The following is a 14,545-nucleotide window of genomic DNA, read 5'->3' on the forward strand; positions in this document are numbered from 1 at the left end:
ATGATTTCCATCCTGCGACGCGGCCTGTTGGTATTGCTGGCGAGCCTGCCGTTGATGGCCGTTGCGGCCACGCAATCGCCCAAAGAAGTGATCCAGACCACCACCACGCAACTGCTGTCCGACCTCAAGGCGAACAAGGAGCAGTACAAGGCCAACCCCAGCGCGTTCTACGATGCGCTCAACGCCAACCTGGGACCGGTGGTGGATGCCGATGGCATCTCCCGCAGCATCATGACGGTCAAGTACTCGCGCAAGGCTACCCCGGCCCAGATGCAGCGCTTCCAGGACAACTTCAAGCGCAGCCTGATGCAGTTCTATGGCAACGCCCTGCTGGAATACAACAACCAGGGCATCACCGTGGGCGCCGAGAAGAAGGACGGCGACGACCGTGCCAGCGTCGACATGACGGTCAAGGGCAACAACGGCGCCGTCTACCCGGTTTCCTACACCCTGACCAAGCTCAATGGCGAGTGGAAGGTGCGTAACGTCATCGTCAACGGCATCAACATCGGCAAGCTGTTCCGTGACCAGTTCGCCGACGCCATGCAGCGCAACGGCAACGACCTGGACAAGACCATCGACGGCTGGGCCGGCGAAGTGGCCAAGGCCAAGGAAACCACCGAGCAAGCGGCCGAGAAGCAGGCCCAATGAGTGCGGCAGTCACCCTTGCCGCACCCGGCGTGCTGAGCCTGTCCGGTGTGCTGGATTACCGCACCGGCCCGGTGCTGCGCAAGCAGGGCAGGGCCCTGATTGCTGCCAGTCGCGAGCCATCGCTGGTGCTGGACTGTTCGGCGGTGGAGCTTTCCAGCAGCGTGGGTCTGTCCCTGCTGCTGGCCTTCACCCGTGACGGGCAGGCGGCGGGCAAGACCATCGAGGTGCGCGGCATGCCCCATGGCATGCACGAAATCGCTCAGGTGTACGGGCTCGGCGAGCTGCTGGCCGGTCAATAAATACGGGTGCGCGACGGGCCCCTCTGTCAGAGTCCTCGTTTACGGGGTTCGCAGGCGAGGGGCTTTTTTGTATGATGGCCGACCCGCGCGCACAGGGCGCCGATTGAGGTTGAGCATGCAGGCCGTAGAAGTTAAGAACTTCCTTGAAGAAAAGTTGCCGGGAACCCGGGTCGAAGTTGAAGGCGAAGGCTGCAACTTCCAGCTGAACGTAATCAGTGACGAATTGGCGGCCCTGAGCCCGGTCAAACGTCAGCAGCAGATCTATGCTCACCTGAACCCGTGGATCACCGATGGCAGCATCCATGCGGTAACCATGAAATTTTTCAGCAGCGCAGCCTGGGCTGAGCGCACCTGAGCCAACTTGGCGGCGAGATTCCAATGGACAAACTGATTATCACTGGCGGCGTTCGTCTCGATGGCGAAATCCGCATTTCCGGCGCAAAGAACGCAGCGCTGCCGATTCTGGCGGCCACCCTGCTGTGCGACGGCCCGGTCACCGTCGGCAACCTGCCGCACCTGCACGACATCACCACCATGATCGAGCTGTTCGGTCGCATGGGCATCGAGCCTGTGATCGACGAGAAGCTCGCGGTGGAGATCGACCCACGCACCATCAAGACCCTGGTCGCGCCGTATGAGCTGGTGAAGACCATGCGCGCCTCGATCCTGGTGCTGGGCCCGATGGTCGCCCGTTTCGGCGAGGCCGAAGTGGCCCTGCCTGGCGGCTGCGCCATTGGCTCGCGCCCGGTCGACCTGCACATCCGCGGCCTCGAGGCGATGGGCGCGAAGATCGAAGTCGAAGGCGGCTACATCAAGGCCAAGGCGCCTGAAGGCGGCCTGCGCGGTGCGCACTTCTTCTTCGACACCGTCAGCGTGACCGGTACCGAGAACATCATGATGGCCGCTGCCCTGGCCAAGGGCCGCAGCGTGCTGCAGAACGCCGCGCGCGAGCCGGAAGTGGTCGACCTGGCCAACTTCCTCAACGCCATGGGCGCCAAGGTGCAGGGTGCCGGTACCGACACCATCACCATCGACGGCGTCGAGCGCCTGGGTTCGGCGGTATACCGCGTGATGCCCGACCGTATCGAGACCGGCACCTACCTGGTGGCCGCTGCCGTGACCGGCGGTCGCGTCAAGGTCAAGGACACCGATCCGACCATCCTCGAGGCGGTACTGGAGAAGCTCAAGGAAGCCGGTGCCGAAATCACCACCGGTGAAGACTGGATCGAGCTGGACATGCACGGCAAGCGGCCAAAAGCCGTGAACCTGCGCACCGCCCCGTACCCGGCGTTCCCTACCGACATGCAGGCGCAGTTCATCTCCCTCAACGCCATTGCCGAAGGCACCGGCGCGGTGATCGAGACGATCTTCGAAAACCGCTTCATGCACGTGTACGAGATGCACCGCATGGGCGCGCAGATCCAGGTCGAAGGCAACACCGCCATCGTCACCGGCACCAAGACCCTCAAGGGCGCTCCGGTCATGGCCACCGACCTGCGGGCTTCGGCCAGCCTGGTCATTTCGGCGCTGGTCGCCGAGGGTGACACCCTGATCGATCGCATCTACCACATAGACCGTGGCTACGAGTGCATCGAAGAGAAACTGCAGATGCTGGGCGCGAAGATCCGTCGCGTACCGGGCTAGCCCTGCACTCGGCGCAGGGACGCGCCACAAGAATCGATTGCCGTCGGGCGCCTGCACGGGTCCGGCGGCTAAAGCCGCTTAAGGATTGACGTTTCCCATGTTGACCATCGCGCTGTCCAAGGGCCGCATTCTCGACGACACCCTGCCATTGCTGGCAGAGGCGGGCATCGTGCCTACCGAGAATCCGGACAAAAGCCGCAAGCTGATCATCCCGACCACCCAGGACGATGTACGCCTGCTGATCGTGCGTGCCACCGACGTGCCGACCTACGTCGAGCATGGCGCCGCCGACCTGGGCGTGGCCGGCAAGGACGTGCTGATGGAGTACGGCGGCCAGGGCCTGTACGAGCCGCTGGACCTGCAGATTGCCCAATGCAAGCTGATGACCGCCGGTGCCATCGGCGCTGCCGAACCCAAGGGGCGCCTGCGCGTGGCCACCAAGTTCGTCAACGTCGCCAAGCGCTACTACGCCGAGCAGGGCCGTCAGGTCGACATCATCAAGCTGTACGGGTCGATGGAACTGGCACCGCTGATCAACCTGGCCGACAAGATCATCGACGTGGTCGACACCGGCAACACTCTGCGTGCCAACGGCCTGGAACCCCAGGAACTGATCGCCACCATCAGCTCCCGGCTGGTGGTCAACAAGGCCTCGATGAAGATGCAGCACGCACGCATCCAGAGCCTGATCGACGCCTTGCGTCTGGCCGTGGAATCGCGACACCGCGGCTGACTTCTGCGCGCGACCTTCGCTGTCGCGCCCGTCTATCCGCGTCATAGCCAATTTTCTCGGGTGCCCGCGCGGATGGACTGGTAGCTTAGGGCGCCTGAGCATCCGCCATTTACCGAGGCCTTAGCCATGACCACGTCCACTGCAATTCGCCGACTCAACGCTGCTGACCCGGATTTCGCCCGACATCTGGATCATCTGCTGAGCTGGGAAAGCGTGTCTGACGATGCGGTCAACCAGCGGGTGCTGGACATCATCAAGGCCGTGCGCGAGCGCGGCGACGCGGCGCTGGTGGAATTCACCCAGCGTTTCGACGGCGTCCAGGCCACCTCCATCGATGACCTGATCCTGGGGCGCGAGCGCCTGGAGCTGGCCTTGAGCCGCATCACCCCGGCGCAGCGCGAGGCGCTGGAAACCGCCGCCCGCCGGGTGCGCAGCTACCACGAAAGGCAGAAGCAGGACTCCTGGACCTACACCGAGGCCGACGGCACCGTGCTGGGCCAGAAGGTCACGCCGCTGGACCGCGCCGGGCTGTACGTACCGGGTGGCAAGGCGTCGTACCCCTCGTCGGTACTGATGAACGCGATTCCGGCCAAGGTTGCCGGGGTGTCCGAAGTGGTCATGGTGGTACCCACCCCGCGTGGTGAAATCAACGAGCTGGTGCTGGCTGCGGCGTGCATCGCCGGGGTCGACCGGGTGTTCACCATCGGTGGCGCCCAGGCGGTTGCCGCACTGGCCTACGGCACCGAGAGCGTGCCGCAGGTAGACAAGGTGGTCGGCCCGGGCAACATCTACGTGGCCACCGCCAAGCGCCATGTGTTCGGCCAGGTGGGCATCGACATGATTGCCGGCCCGTCGGAGATCCTTGTGGTGTGCGACGGCCAGACCGACCCGGACTGGATCGCCATGGACCTGTTCTCCCAGGCCGAGCATGACGAAGACGCCCAGGCGATTCTGGTCAGCCCCGATGCCGAGTTCCTCGACCGCGTGGCCGCAAGCATCGACAAGCTGCTGCCGGGCATGGACCGCGCCGAGATCATCCAGACCTCCATCAATGGCCGTGGCGCACTGATCCACGTGCGCGACATGCAGCAGGCCATCGAGGTGGCCAACCGCATCGCCCCCGAGCACCTGGAGTTGTCGGTGGCCGACCCGCAGGCCTGGTTGCCGCAGATCCGCCATGCCGGTGCGATCTTCATGGGCCGCCACACCAGCGAAGCGCTGGGCGACTACTGCGCTGGCCCCAACCACGTGCTGCCTACCTCCGGCACCGCACGGTTCTCCTCGCCGCTGGGGGTGTACGACTTCCAGAAGCGTTCCTCGATCATCTTCTGTTCCGAGCAGGGCGCTTCGGACCTGGGTCGCACCGCGTCGGTGCTGGCCCGTGGCGAATCCCTGAGCGCGCACGCACGCAGCGCCGAATACCGCATCCTTGGCGATCACACCCCTGTCGATAAAGAGGGCAACTGAGCATGAGCAAATTCTGGAGCCCCTTCGTCAAGGACCTGGTGCCTTACGTGCCGGGCGAGCAGCCCAAGCTGAGCAAGCTGGTCAAGCTCAACACCAACGAAAACCCCTATGGCCCTTCGCCAAAGGCGCTGGAGGCCATGCGCGGCGAGCTCAACGACAACCTGCGCCTGTACCCGGACCCCAATGGCGACCGGCTCAAGCAGGCGGTGGCCAGCTACTACGGCGTGCAGGCCAGCCAGGTGTTCCTGGGCAACGGTTCGGACGAAGTGCTCGCGCACATTTTCCACGGCCTGTTCCAGCACGATGCGCCGCTGCTGTTCCCCGACATCAGCTACAGCTTCTACCCGGTGTACTGCGGCCTGTACGGCATCCCGTATGAGGCGGTAACGCTGGACGAGCAGTTCCAGATTCGTGTCGAGGATTACCAGCGCGCCAACGGCGGCATCATCTTCCCCAACCCGAACGCACCCACTGGCTGCCTGCTGGCGCTGGAGGCAGTCGAGCAGATGCTGCAGGCCAACCCGGATTCGGTGGTGGTGGTCGACGAAGCTTACATCGACTTCGGCGGCCAGACCGCCATCAGCCTGGTGGACCGCTACCCGAACCTGCTGGTGACCCAGACCTTGTCCAAGTCGCGTTCCCTGGCCGGCCTGCGGGTCGGGCTGGCGGTCGGCCACCCGGACCTGATCGAGGCGCTGGAGCGCATCAAGAACAGCTTCAACTCCTATCCGCTGGATCGTCTGGCCATCGTCGGCGCGGCGGCGGCGTTCGAGGACCAGGCGTATTTCGAACAGACCTGCCGTCAGGTGATCGACAGCCGGGAGCAGCTGGTGGCGCAGTTGACCGACCGCGGTTTCCAGGTGCTGCCGTCGGCGGCCAACTTCATCTTTGCCCGTCACCCCGAGCAGGATGCCGCTGCGCTGGCGGCCAAGTTGCGCGAGCAGGGCGTGATCGTGCGCCACTTCAAGCAGCAGCGCATCGCGCAGTTCCTGCGTATCAGCATCGGTACGCCCGAGCAGAACCAGGCGCTGCTTGACGCCTTGAACTGATAGCGCCTTGCAATCGCCAGCTAGGCGGGCTCCTGCGGGAGCCCGCCTAGCTGGCGATTGCATCGACGTGGCCCGACAGGCTATTCTCCGTTCCTCAGATTCGTCCGATGATTGGATGTAAGCACGTCAAATGACTCAACTCATCAAACGCTCCCTTGTCGAGCAGGCCGTCGAACAACTGCGCCAGCGCGTCGCCGATGGCGCCTGGGCCGTCGGCCAGCGCCTGCCCACCGAGCCCGAACTGGCCCTGGAACTAGGCATCAGCCGCAATACCGTGCGTGAAGCGATGCGCGTGCTCGCCTTCAGCGGCCTGGTCGAAGTGCGCCAGGGCGACGGTACCTACCTGCGCGCCAATGTCGACCCGCTGGCCACCGTGCAGGTGCTGTCGCGTTGCAGCCTCGAGCAGGCCCGCGAAACCCGGCACATCCTCGAAGCCGAGGCCATCGGGCTGGCGGCGCTGCGCCGCACCGACGACGACCTCAAGGGGCTGCATGAAGCCCTGCAGCACAGCGCCGAGCACTTTCACGACGACCTCGACAGCTACGTGGCCTGCGACCTGGTGTTTCACCAGCGCCTGGTGGACGCCGCACACAACCCGGCATTGAGCGAGCTGTACCGCTACTTCTCCGCCGTGGTGGCGTGCGCCGTGCACCACAACATGCGCGAATCGCGTTGCCAGGGCGTGTTCGACCTGCACCGCGACATCCTGCAGGCGGTCGAGCAACGCGACCCGGAACGGGCCAAGGCCCTGAGCAGAACCCTTATCAATGAAGCCTGACGCAGAGACAGCCATGCCCAAACCCAACCCGCCGCTCGAAGAACTCCTGATCGACGCCGAAGCCGACGACGCCCAGCTGCAACCGCCCGCCGTGCTGCAGCGCCCGTGGCTGTTGCTGCTGGGGCTGGTACTGGTGGCACTGAACCTGCGCCCGGCGCTGTCGAGCATGGCGCCGTTGCTCGGGCAGGTGTCCGACAGCCTGGGGCTGAGTGCTTCGCAGGCCGGCCTGCTGACCACGCTGCCGGTACTGTGCCTGGGCCTGTTCGCGCCGCTGGCACCGATCCTGGCGCGTCGCTTCGGCAGCGAGCGGGTGGTGCTGGGCATTCTGCTCACGCTGGCGTGCGGCATCTTGCTGCGCAGCTCGCTGGGCAGTGTGGGGCTGTTTGCCGGCAGCATCCTGGCCGGGGCCAGCATCGGCGTGATTGGCGTGCTGCTGCCGGGCATCGTCAAGCGCGACTTCCCCAAGCATGCCGGCGCCCTGACCGGCGTGTACACCATGGCCCTGTGCCTGGGCGCGGCCCTGGCGGCCGGCGCCACCGTGCCGTTGAGCCAGCACTTCGACGACAGTTGGGCGCTGGGCCTGGGTGTCTGGCTGATTCCGGCGGTGGTGGCGGCGCTGTTCTGGCTGCCCCAGGCGCGCCACGGGCATGGCAAGCATGCGGTGGCTTATCGGGTGAGGGGGCTGCTGCGCGATCCGCTGGCCTGGCAGGTGACCCTGTACATGGGCCTGCAGTCGTCGCTGGCGTACATCGTGTTCGGCTGGCTGCCCTCGATTCTGATCGGCCGTGGCCTGAGCCCGACCGAGGCCGGGCTGGTGCTGTCCGGTTCGGTGATCGTGCAACTGGCCAGTGCCCTGACCGCGCCGTGGCTGGCCACCCGTGGCAAGGACCAGCGCCTGGCCATCGTGCTGGTGATGCTGCTGACCCTGGCCGGCCTGTTCGGCTGCCTGTATGCCCCGTTAGGCGGGCTGTGGGGCTGGGCGGTGGTACTGGGTATCGGGCAGGGCGGCACCTTTGCCCTGGCGCTGACCCTGATCGTGTTGCGGTCGAAGGACTCGCATGTGGCGGCCAACCTGTCGAGCATGGCCCAGGGCATCGGCTATACCCTGGCCTCGATGGGGCCGTTCGCGGTGGGCCTGGTGCATGACGTGACCGGTGGCTGGGACGCAGTGGGCTGGATCTTCGCGGTGCTGGGCCTGGGTGCGATCGGTTTCGGGCTCAAGGCCGGGCGGGCGTTGCAGGTGGGTGTGGTCAGCGAACGGGTCTGACTTCGCGTGGCTGCCATCGCGGGTCTGCACTGCACCTGTGGGAGCGGGCCTGACCCGCGATGGGGCACATCATTCGCACCGTATATACCCGTAGCTTTCAGCCATCACTCGGCCTATCGTTCACGTCCGTTCCCCTGTAATGGACCGCGCCCATGAGCGACGCCAACATCGCGCTGATCACACGTTTCTACCAGGCCTTCCAGCGCCTCGACGCCGAGGCCATGGTCGCCTGCTACAGCCCCGAGGTGGTGTTCAGCGACCCGGCCTTCGGTACCCTGCGTGGCAAGGACGCCGCCGACATGTGGCGCATGCTCGCCAGTCGCGCCAAGGATTTCTCCCTGACCTTCGACAGCGTGCGCGCCGACGAGCGCAGCGCCACTGCGCACTGGGTGGCCACCTACCTGTTCAGCCAGACCGGTCGCGTGGTGGTCAACGACATTCAGGCACGTTTCGTGATCCGCGACGGGTTGATCGTCGAGCATCACGATCATTTCGACCTGTGGCGCTGGGCCCGCCAGGCGCTGGGTACCAAGGGCCTGCTGCTGGGCTGGACACCGCTGGTACAGGGCAAGATTCGCCAACAGGCGGCAAAAGGCCTGCGCGCATTTCAGGCCGGGCGTTGACGGGGTAAGCTGTCACCTTCACCCCTGTACGCAGATGCCCGTGACCGAAACCCCCACCTCTCGCAAACCCTGGTATGTCTATCTGGTACGCACCGCCAACGGTTCGTTGTACTGCGGCATCAGTGACAACCCCGAGCGCCGTTTCAATGCGCATCAGAGCGGCCGCGGTGCGCGTTACTTCAGCACCAGCCCGGCAGTGGCGCTGGTGTATGTGGAAGCCTGGCCGGACAAGGCCGAGGCGCTGCGCCAGGAACGCCTGGTGAAGAAGCTGCGCAAGTCGGCCAAGGAGGCACTGGTGGCCTCCTGGACGGGGCTCAGTCCTTGCGACGCTTGAGCTGATCGGTGAGCTGGGTGGGCAGGCCCTTGATGATCAGGGTGCCGGCCTCTTCGTCGTACTCGATCTTCGAGCCCAGCAGGTGTGCCTCGAAGCTGATCGACAGGCCCTCGGCGCGGCCGGTGAAGCGGCGGAACTGGTTCAGGGTGCGCTTGTCGGCCGGGATCTCCGGCGACAGGCCGTAGTCCTTGTTGCGGATATGGTCATAGAAGGCCCGCGGGCGGTCCTCGTCGATCAGTTCCGACAGCTCGCTCAGGGTCACCGGCTCGCCTGCCTTGGTCTGGCTGGTGGCGTACTCGACCAGGGTCTGGGTCTTTTCGCGGGCGGCTTCCTCGGGCAGGTCCTCGCTCTCGACGAAGTCGCTGAAGGCCTTGAGCAGGGTGCGGGTCTCTCCCGGGCCGTCGACGCCTTCCTGGCAGCCGATGAAGTCGCGGAAGTACTCCGAGACCTTCTTGCCGTTCTTGCCCTTGATGAACGAGATGTACTGCTTGGACTGCTTGTTGTTCTGCCACTCGGAGATGTTGATGCGAGCAGCCAGGTGCAGCTGGCCCAGGTCCAGGTGGCGCGAGGGGGTCACGTCCAGGTCGGCGTTCACCGCCACGCCTTCGCTGTGGTGCAGCAGGGCAATGGCCAGGTAGTCGGTCATGCCTTGCTGGTAGTGGGCGAACAGTACGTGGCCACCGGTGGACAGGTTCGACTCTTCCATCAGTTTCTGCAGGTGCTCGACGGCCACGCGGCTGAAGGCGGTGAAGGTCTTGCCTTCATCCAGGTATTCCTTCAGCCAGCCGCTGAACGGATGGGCGCCGGACTCGGCGTGGAACAGGCCCCAGGCTTTGCCCTGTTTGGCGTTGTAGCTGTCGTTGAGGTCGGCCAGCAGGTTCTCGATGGCGGTCGACTCGGCCAGTTCCGAGTCGCGTGCGTGCAGCACGGCAGGGCTGCCATCGGGTTTCTTGTCGATCAGGTGGACGATGCAATGACGGATCGGCATGGGATTCTCGGCTGAAAATAGGGCGCGACATACGGCGCTGCAAAGCGGCCAAGTGTAACCCAGCCGGGGGCTTGAGCAGGGTATGGATGTGTGTCGACGCAAGGGTTGTTCATTTTTTGTGCGATTTTTTGCGAAATTTGCTGCAAACCCCCGAAAAACCAGAACATTTGGCCTGTGGGAGGCGGATATTTATCGCTTCGTGTGGTAGTTTTGCCCGGTCTTGCGCACCGCGTGTGGCGCATTGCTGGCAGACCGCTGATGTCACGTCGAACCAAACGCATTTTTGTGTATCTACATACGCGATTGGCAATGGATATACCCCGGACCGCCGAAGACTCGCGGGTCTGGGCCGATGGCTGACGCTGCACTCTGCAAACCAACTGAATTTGATAGGGAAGGAACACCACCATGGCATTGACCAAAGACCAACTGATCGCCGATATCGCCGAAGCTATCGACGCGCCGAAAACCACCGCGCGTAACGCTCTGGAGCAACTGGGCCAGATCGTTGCTGATCAACTGGAAAATGGCAGCGAAATCACCCTGCCGGGTATCGGCAAGCTGAAGATCACCGAGCGTCCTGCCCGTACCGGTCGTAACCCTTCGACTGGCGCTGCCATCGAAATCGCTGCCAAGAAAGTCGTCAAGTTCGTTCCAGCCAAAGTGCTGACCGACGCTGTAAACAAGTAATTGTAAACAGCTTCTGAAAACCGCGTCCGGTGCGAGCCAGGCGCGGTTTTTTTGTGGGTGCTGCGCATGCCCCTAGGGGGCGGGTTTCGTCCAGCGCAGCTGGCGCCACGCTGCGCGCGCCTGAGGTGTCTGGAAGGTCCAGGCCACCAGGCGGCTCTGCTTCTGCCCCTGGCCCATCTCCAGCACGCGGTGCTCTACTGCGCCGGCCTTGTTCAGGGCCGCCTCGATACCCGGCAGGTTCGATGCCTTCGACACCAGGCTGCTGAACCACAGCACCTGTTGGCCCAGGGCCACGCTTTCATTCACCAGCTGGCTGACAAAGCGGATTTCACCGCCCTCGCACCACAGCTCGTTGTTCTGCCCGCCAAAGTTCAGTACCGGCAGCTTGCGCTTGGGGTCGGCCTTGCCCAGCGCCCGCCATTTGCGCTGGCTGCCACGGGTGGCTTCGTCACGCGAGGCGTGGAAGGGCGGGTTGCACAGGGTGACGTCGAAGCGTTCGTCGCTCTTTAGCAGGCCGGCGAGGATCTGCCGCGCATTGCCCTGCTGGCGCAGGCTGATGACCTTGCCCAGCCCGTTGGCCTGCACGATGGCCTTGGCGGCGCCCAGGGCCACCGGGTCGATGTCCGAGCCCAGGAAGCGCCAGCGGTAGTCGACGTGACCCAGCAGCGGATAGATGCAGTTGGCCCCGACCCCCACATCCAGTGCCTGGATCATCGCACCCCGCGGAATCTCGCCATCGTTGTCGGTGGCCAGCAGGTCGGCCAGGCCATGCAGGTAGTCGGCGCGGCCGGGTATGGGCGGGCACAGGTAGTCGGCCGGGATGTCCCAGTGCTGGATGCCGTACTGGGCCTTGAGCAGGGCGCGGTTGAACACGCGCACTGCCTCGGGGTCGGCGAAATCGATGCTCGGCTTGCCGTGGGGGTTGGTGATCATGAAGCGGCCCAGCTCGGGGCTGCTCTTGATCAGTTGCGGGAAGTCGTAGCGACCCTGGTGGCGGTTGCGCGGGTGCAGGGTGGGTTTGTTGGGTGTGGTCATGTTTGTGTCCGGTGAAAAGCATCGCGGGTCAAGCCCGCTCCCACAGGGGCTGCATGCACAGTTCCTTGTGGGAGCGGGCTTGACCCGCGATGGCGTCGCTGTGATCAGCGCTATTACAAGGCGGCAATCCGCGCATGCTGCTCGGTGAAGTTGGCCAGGGCCTGTTCGGCCTCGGCCAGCTTGGCGCGCTCCTTGTCGATCACCGCAGGCGGCGCCTTGTCGACGAACGCCGGGTTGGACAGCTTGCCGCCCACCCGCTGCACTTCGCCTTGCAGGCGCTGGATTTCCTTGTTCAGACGCGCCAGCTCGGCATCCTTGTCGATCAGCCCGGCCATCGGCACCAGCACCTGCAGGTCACCGACCAGGGCGGTGGCGCTCAGCGGCGCCTCGTCCTGCTCGCCCAGCACGGTGAAGGATTCGATCTTGGCCAGCTTCTTGAGCAGTGCTTCGTTTTCCTGCAGGCGACGCACGTCTTCGGCACTGGCGTTCTTGAGGAACAGCTGCAATGGCTTGCCCGGGCCGATGTTCATTTCGCCACGGATGTTGCGCACGCCCAGCATCAGTTCCTTGAGCCACTCGATATCGCCTTCGGCCGCTTCATCGATGCGGCTTTCGTTGGCCACCGGCCACGGCTGCAGCATGATGGTCTTGCCTTCGATACCGGCCAGCGGCGCCAGGCGCTGCCAGATTTCCTCGGTGATGAACGGCATGAACGGGTGCGCCAGGCGCAGCGCCACTTCCAGCACGCGGACCAGGGTGCGACGGGTGCCGCGCTGGCGTTCGACCGGTGCGTTCTCGTCCCACAGTACCGGCTTGGACAGCTCCAGGTACCAGTCGCAGTACTGGTTCCAGATGAACTCGTACAGCGCCTGGGCGGCCAGGTCGAAGCGGAACTGGTCCAGCTGGCGGGTCACTTCGGCTTCGGTGCGCTGCAGCTGCGAGATGATCCAGCGGTCGGCCAGCGACAGCTCGTAGGCCTCGCCGTTCTGGCCGCAGTCCTCGCCCTTGTCCAGCACGTAGCGCGCGGCGTTCCAGATCTTGTTGCAGAAGTTGCGATAGCCTTCGACGCGGCCCATGTCGAACTTGATGTCGCGACCGGTGGACGCCAGCGAGCAGAAGGTGAAGCGCAGGGCATCGGTGCCGTAGCTGGCGATGCCTTCGGGGAACTCGGCCTTGGTCTGCTTGGCGATCTTGTCGGCCAGCTTGGGCTGCATCAGGCCGCTGGTGCGTTTCTCCAGCAGCGCGTCCAGGGTGATGCCGTCGACGATGTCCAGCGGGTCGAGCACGTTGCCCTTGGACTTGGACATCTTCTGGCCCTGGCCATCACGAACCAGACCATGCACGTACACGGTCTTGAACGGCACCTGCGGGGTACCGTCCTCGTTCTTCACCAGGTGCATGGTCAACATGATCATCCGGGCAACCCAGAAGAAGATGATGTCGAAACCGGTCACCAGCACGTCGGTGGAGTGGAAGGTCTTGAGGAATTCGGTCTGCTGCGGCCAGCCCAGGGTGGAGAAGGTCCACAGGCCCGAGCTGAACCAGGTGTCGAGCACGTCGTTGTCCTGGTTCAGGACCACGTCGTCGCCCAACTGGTGCTTGGCGCGCACTTCTTCTTCGCTGCGCCCCACATAGACCTTGCCCGACACGTCGTACCAGGCCGGAATGCGGTGGCCCCACCACAGCTGGCGGCTGATGCACCAGTCCTGGATGTCGCGCATCCAGGAGAAGTACATGTTCTCGTACTGCTTGGGCACGAACTGGATGCGGCCGTCTTCGACAGCGGCGATCGCAGGCTCGGCCAGCGGCTTGGTCGACACGTACCACTGGTCGGTCAGCCATGGCTCGATGATGGTGCCGGAGCGGTCGCCCTTGGGCACTTTCAAGGCGTGGTCGTCGACGCTGACCAGCAGGCCTGCGGCATCCAGGTCGGCAACGATCTGCTTGCGCGCCACGAAGCGGTCGAGGCCGGCGTAGGCGGCAGGCAGGCTGGCGTCCAGGCTTTCGTTCAGGCTGCCGTCGAGGTTGAACACCTGGGCTGCCGGCAGCACCGCGGCGTTCTTGTCGAAGATGTTGAGCAGCGGCAGGTTGTGGCGCTTGCCGACTTCGTAGTCGTTGAAGTCGTGGGCCGGGGTGATCTTCACGCAGCCGGTGCCGAATTCGGGGTCGCAGTAGTCATCGGCGATAATCGGGATCAGGCGACCGACCAGCGGCAGCTTGACGAACTTGCCGATCAGCGCCTGGTAGCGCTCGTCGTTCGGGTTGACGGCCACGGCGGCGTCGCCGAGCAGGGTTTCCGGACGGGTGGTGGCGACCACCAGGTGGTCCTTGCCGTCGGCCGTGGTGGCACCGTCGGCCAGCGGGTAGCGCAGGTTCCACAGATGGCCTTTCTCGTCGTGGCTTTCCACTTCGAGGTCGGAGATCGCCGTGTGCAGCTTGGTGTCCCAGTTGACCAGGCGCTTGCCGCGGTAGATCAGGCCGTCTTCATGCAGGCGCACGAAGGCTTCCTTGACCGCTTCGGACAGGCCGTCGTCCATGGTGAAGCGCTCGCGGCTCCAGTCTACCGACGAGCCCAGGCGGCGGATCTGGCGGCTGATGTTGCCACCGGACTGATCCTTCCATTCCCAGACTTTCTCGAGGAATTTGTCGCGGCCCAGGTCGTGACGGTTCTGGCCCTTGGCCTCCAGTTGACGCTCCACCAGCATCTGCGTGGCGATGCCGGCGTGGTCGGTGCCTGGTTGCCACAGGGTGTTGCGACCCTGCATGCGGCGAAAACGGATCAGGGCGTCCATGATCGCGTTGTTGAAGCCGTGACCCATGTGCAGGCTGCCGGTCACGTTCGGCGGCGGGATCATGATGGTGTACGAATCGCCCGCGCCTTGCGGGGCGAAATAATTCTCTGACTCCCAGGTGTTGTACCAGGAAGTTTCAATGGCGTGCGGCTGGTAGGTCTTATCCATGCGCGGCGGGACCCTATGGCATTTATT

General features: G+C 64.5%; 15 protein-coding genes. 12 read left to right on the forward strand and 3 right to left on the reverse strand.

Features of this window, described 5'->3' with window-relative positions; genetic code table 11:
- The 11 genes from KH389_RS05080 to KH389_RS05130 all read left to right on the forward strand — a co-directional run bounded on the left by KH389_RS05080 (position 1) and on the right by KH389_RS05130 (position 8,845).
- A complete protein-coding gene (locus KH389_RS05080; protein WP_213606986.1) occupies positions 1-651 on the forward strand; it encodes an MlaC/ttg2D family ABC transporter substrate-binding protein in 651 nt (216 codons plus the stop codon).
- The gene (locus KH389_RS05085) at positions 648-950 is read left to right on the forward strand and encodes an STAS domain-containing protein (RefSeq protein WP_054916378.1); all 303 of its coding nucleotides are present in this window, start codon (positions 648-650) and stop codon (positions 948-950) included. The genes KH389_RS05080 and KH389_RS05085 overlap by 4 nt, the downstream gene beginning before the upstream one ends.
- A 115-nt stretch (positions 951-1,065) precedes the next feature.
- On the forward strand, positions 1,066-1,305 hold the full coding sequence (locus KH389_RS05090) for a BolA family protein (protein ID WP_010223373.1): 240 nt from the start codon (positions 1,066-1,068) through the stop codon (positions 1,303-1,305).
- Positions 1,306-1,328: 23 nt separating this feature from the next.
- The gene (gene murA, locus KH389_RS05095; RefSeq protein ID WP_043862447.1) at positions 1,329-2,594 is read left to right on the forward strand and encodes a UDP-N-acetylglucosamine 1-carboxyvinyltransferase; all 1,266 of its coding nucleotides are present in this window, start codon (positions 1,329-1,331) and stop codon (positions 2,592-2,594) included.
- 97 nt (positions 2,595-2,691) lie between these two features.
- The gene (gene hisG / locus KH389_RS05100; RefSeq protein ID WP_043862446.1) at positions 2,692-3,327 is read left to right on the forward strand and encodes an ATP phosphoribosyltransferase; all 636 of its coding nucleotides are present in this window, start codon (positions 2,692-2,694) and stop codon (positions 3,325-3,327) included.
- A gap of 126 nt (positions 3,328-3,453) precedes the next feature.
- Positions 3,454-4,794, forward strand: coding sequence for a histidinol dehydrogenase (hisD, locus tag KH389_RS05105; protein ID WP_043862445.1), 1,341 nt, complete (start codon positions 3,454-3,456; stop codon positions 4,792-4,794).
- A gap of 2 nt (positions 4,795-4,796) precedes the next feature.
- Positions 4,797-5,843, forward strand: a complete 1,047-nt coding sequence (hisC, locus tag KH389_RS05110; RefSeq protein ID WP_078479974.1) for a histidinol-phosphate transaminase — start codon at positions 4,797-4,799, stop codon at positions 5,841-5,843.
- Positions 5,844-5,973: 130 nt separating this feature from the next.
- Complete coding sequence (locus KH389_RS05115) at positions 5,974-6,621, forward strand: FadR/GntR family transcriptional regulator (protein ID WP_043862443.1); 648 nt, start codon at positions 5,974-5,976, stop codon at positions 6,619-6,621.
- Positions 6,611-7,888, forward strand: a complete 1,278-nt coding sequence (locus KH389_RS05120; RefSeq protein ID WP_213606987.1) for a CynX/NimT family MFS transporter — start codon at positions 6,611-6,613, stop codon at positions 7,886-7,888. Before KH389_RS05115 ends, KH389_RS05120 begins: the two co-directional genes overlap by 11 nt.
- Positions 7,889-8,040: 152 nt before the next feature.
- The gene (locus tag KH389_RS05125; RefSeq protein ID WP_043862441.1) at positions 8,041-8,511 is read left to right on the forward strand and encodes a nuclear transport factor 2 family protein; all 471 of its coding nucleotides are present in this window, start codon (positions 8,041-8,043) and stop codon (positions 8,509-8,511) included.
- A 40-nt stretch (positions 8,512-8,551) separates the two neighbouring features.
- Positions 8,552-8,845: a GIY-YIG nuclease family protein gene (locus KH389_RS05130; protein ID WP_229589547.1), complete on the forward strand. Its 294-nt coding sequence runs from the start codon at positions 8,552-8,554 to the stop codon at positions 8,843-8,845.
- Here KH389_RS05130 and yejK read toward each other — a convergent pair.
- A complete protein-coding gene (gene yejK, locus KH389_RS05135; protein WP_043862439.1) occupies positions 8,826-9,833 on the reverse strand; it encodes a nucleoid-associated protein YejK in 1,008 nt (335 codons plus the stop codon). The genes KH389_RS05130 and yejK overlap by 20 nt on opposite strands.
- A 408-nt stretch (positions 9,834-10,241) precedes the next feature.
- Between yejK and KH389_RS05140 the strand changes: the two genes are divergently transcribed.
- Positions 10,242-10,523, forward strand: a complete 282-nt coding sequence (locus KH389_RS05140; RefSeq protein WP_009398256.1) for an HU family DNA-binding protein — start codon at positions 10,242-10,244, stop codon at positions 10,521-10,523.
- A 72-nt stretch (positions 10,524-10,595) separates the two neighbouring features.
- Here the strand turns inward: KH389_RS05140 and rlmF are convergent, their stop codons facing one another.
- Positions 10,596-11,558 (reverse strand): 23S rRNA (adenine(1618)-N(6))-methyltransferase RlmF, encoded by a 963-nt coding sequence (gene rlmF, locus KH389_RS05145; RefSeq protein WP_210014153.1) that lies wholly within the window; start codon positions 11,556-11,558, stop codon positions 10,596-10,598.
- Positions 11,559-11,671: 113 nt separating this feature from the next.
- On the reverse strand, positions 11,672-14,518 hold the full coding sequence (locus KH389_RS05150; RefSeq protein WP_043862437.1) for a valine--tRNA ligase: 2,847 nt from the start codon (positions 14,516-14,518) through the stop codon (positions 11,672-11,674).
- Positions 14,519-14,545: the final 27 nt, after the last annotated feature.

The organism is Pseudomonas qingdaonensis (assembly GCF_018398475.1).
Classification (GTDB): Bacteria; Pseudomonadota; Gammaproteobacteria; order Pseudomonadales; family Pseudomonadaceae; genus Aquipseudomonas; species Aquipseudomonas palmensis.

Excerpts from the sequence above, each read along its gene's own strand:
- murA (WP_043862447.1), top strand. The coding sequence starts at position 1,329 with ATGGACAAACTGATTATCACTGGCGGCGTTCGTCTCGATGGCGAAATC.
- KH389_RS05085 (WP_054916378.1), top strand. The coding sequence starts at position 648 with ATGAGTGCGGCAGTCACCCTTGCCGCACCCGGCGTGCTGAGCCTGTCC.
- KH389_RS05140 (WP_009398256.1), top strand. The coding sequence starts at position 10,242 with ATGGCATTGACCAAAGACCAACTGATCGCCGATATCGCCGAAGCTATC.
- hisC (WP_078479974.1), top strand. The coding sequence starts at position 4,797 with ATGAGCAAATTCTGGAGCCCCTTCGTCAAGGACCTGGTGCCTTACGTG.
- KH389_RS05150 (WP_043862437.1), bottom strand. The coding sequence starts at position 14,518 with ATGGATAAGACCTACCAGCCGCACGCCATTGAAACTTCCTGGTACAAC.
- hisG (WP_043862446.1), top strand. The coding sequence starts at position 2,692 with ATGTTGACCATCGCGCTGTCCAAGGGCCGCATTCTCGACGACACCCTG.
- KH389_RS05125 (WP_043862441.1), top strand. The coding sequence starts at position 8,041 with ATGAGCGACGCCAACATCGCGCTGATCACACGTTTCTACCAGGCCTTC.
- yejK (WP_043862439.1), bottom strand. The coding sequence starts at position 9,833 with ATGCCGATCCGTCATTGCATCGTCCACCTGATCGACAAGAAACCCGAT.
- KH389_RS05090 (WP_010223373.1), top strand. The coding sequence starts at position 1,066 with ATGCAGGCCGTAGAAGTTAAGAACTTCCTTGAAGAAAAGTTGCCGGGA.
- hisD (WP_043862445.1), top strand. The coding sequence starts at position 3,454 with ATGACCACGTCCACTGCAATTCGCCGACTCAACGCTGCTGACCCGGAT.
- KH389_RS05115 (WP_043862443.1), top strand. The coding sequence starts at position 5,974 with ATGACTCAACTCATCAAACGCTCCCTTGTCGAGCAGGCCGTCGAACAA.
- rlmF (WP_210014153.1), bottom strand. The coding sequence starts at position 11,558 with ATGACCACACCCAACAAACCCACCCTGCACCCGCGCAACCGCCACCAG.
- KH389_RS05080 (WP_213606986.1), top strand. The coding sequence starts at position 1 with ATGATTTCCATCCTGCGACGCGGCCTGTTGGTATTGCTGGCGAGCCTG.
- KH389_RS05120 (WP_213606987.1), top strand. The coding sequence starts at position 6,611 with ATGAAGCCTGACGCAGAGACAGCCATGCCCAAACCCAACCCGCCGCTC.